The following is a 2,023-nucleotide window of genomic DNA, read 5'->3' as shown; positions in this document are numbered from 1 at the left end:
TCAAAACAAAGCGCCTCTCTATGAGCGCTTTTTAATTCGAAAACGAGAGGAACTTCAATTTTTGGAGACCTACCGGACGAATAGAGAGTTTTATCTATTTATTTATGCAACTAGCCTTAAACAGCTTGCTGAATACAGAAACAATTGTAGGCGCTATCTCGGACGAGTCGCTCCCACTATGGAGTTAACCGATGAAAAGAAGCTCGATTTGCTCTATAAACTTTATAATCAAAATTCCAAGTTAGAAAAGAGGGGTTAAATATTGTTCTCATTTCTCAAAAAGAAAAGTGATACAGAAGAGACTCAAGAAAAAGGCTATAACCCTTTCTTGCTTGCCCATATCCAACCACAAGGAGGGGTTAAGTTCCAAGAATCCTTTATTCGTAAAGGAGATGGTTATGAAGTTTGTGTCCATGTGTATGCCTTCCCTAAAAACGTTGCGGACTTTTGGCTAGAACCTATTTTCAATATGGAGAATGTCATTACAACGATGGATATTGTCTCGGACGATCGTTACAAAGTCCGGGATGGTTTAAACAAAGGGATGGCTGAACAAAGTTCCCGAATGATTAATGAAAAAGATAATGCTGGCATTATAGAGGCGCAAAATAACTACGATGATTTGAGGGAGTTATACAACCAGGTCTCTGAGGAAGGAGAAATCATTAAACGTGTTCACTTAAGACATTATGTAAGTGCGCCAACAAGAGAAGAGCTGGAAGATAAAGTGAAAGTGGTCTTATCGACTTTACAGGATGAGAATTTCAGAGGATCTATTTTCTTAAATGAACAGGAGTTTGAATGGAAATCACTACTCACAAATTATACCGAACAATCGACTTATCGAAACAAGAGGGAAGGTCATCCGATACCCGCCTTAGGGTTAGCTGGTGGCTTTCCTTTTCATTTTACTAGCTTAAACGATCCCTTTGGTACCTTCTATGGCACGACACTGACAGGAGGAAACGTTGTCTTTGATCTTTTTCATAGAGATCAGCAGCGTAAGAGTTATAACGGAGTTATGGTGGGGGCGATGGGAGCAGGGAAGTCCACCACGCTTAAGAAAATTATGCTGGATAACGCGATTAAAGGATATAAGGTTCGGACGTTTGATGTAACCGGAGAATTTGTAGAGTTAACGGAAGCTTTAGGCGGGAAACAAATCGCGTTAGACGGGTCAGACGGGGTCATCAACCCTTTACAGGTGTATCGAACGGCAGAGGACGAATATACATCGTTTACTCAGCACTTATCTAAGTTGACGACGTTCTATAAATTCTTAGCCCCTGAAGCGAATGATAGTGAATTGAAAGAATATGAAAATCTATTAAGAAAGCTCTATGAAAAACTTGGCTTATGGAACGATAATTCAAAATCAAATATAACTGAACTTTCTGTTGAGGAGTACCCTATCTTTACCGATTTTCTTGCCTTTATCGAAGAACAACTCTATGAAAATATCAAGGAAGGAAAGCAAAGGGAGAAGCTGAGTCAGGAAAGGAAACGACGTCTGGAGAGCATCGAATTAAACATTCGAAACCTTGTAGAAACCTACGCGCATCTTTTCAATGGCGTATCAACCATTGAACACTTTGATGAGCAACAGGTTGTTACGTTTACCCTGAGGGGCCTATCTCAAATGAGAGCCGAGGTTTTCCAAGCGCAATTGTTTAACGTTCTCAATCTCTTATGGGACTCCATGCTAACGAACGGTTCTCCTCAGTTTGATGCTTATAATCGAGGAGAATTAGCTTTTGAAGACGCTGTACGATATCTCATCTTGATGGATGAAGCTCATCACATTATAAATACAAAAAAGAAAAGCGAGAGTGCTCTTGATTTCCTTACAAAGTTTAGTCGTGAGGCAAGAAAGTATTTTGGCGCCCTCCTTTACGCGAGTCATACAATTCGCGATTTTGTTCCTGAGGGGTCGGACCAAAGTATGGTAGAGGAGATTAAGAAGCTTTTTGAACTGACGCAATACAAGATTATTATGCAGCAGGATAGTAACAACTTAGAGATG

1 protein-coding gene and 1 pseudogene are annotated in these 2,023 nt (G+C 40.1%); both read left to right on the top strand.

What is annotated here, in order from left to right; all coding sequences use genetic code 11:
- Positions 1–259, top strand: a pseudogene (locus WAM07_RS01555) (hypothetical protein); the annotation flags it as partial.
- A 3-nt stretch (positions 260–262) separates the two neighbouring features.
- Positions 263–2,023 (top strand): VirB4 family type IV secretion system protein (locus tag WAM07_RS01550; RefSeq protein WP_422164193.1); only part of this gene is annotated, 1,761 nt, incomplete at its 3' end.

Source organism: Halobacillus sp., assembly GCF_049282395.1.
In the GTDB taxonomy this organism is placed as follows: Bacteria; Bacillota; Bacilli; order Bacillales; family Halobacillaceae; genus Halobacillus.
This window is presented reverse-complemented; position numbering and strand designations above follow the sequence as displayed.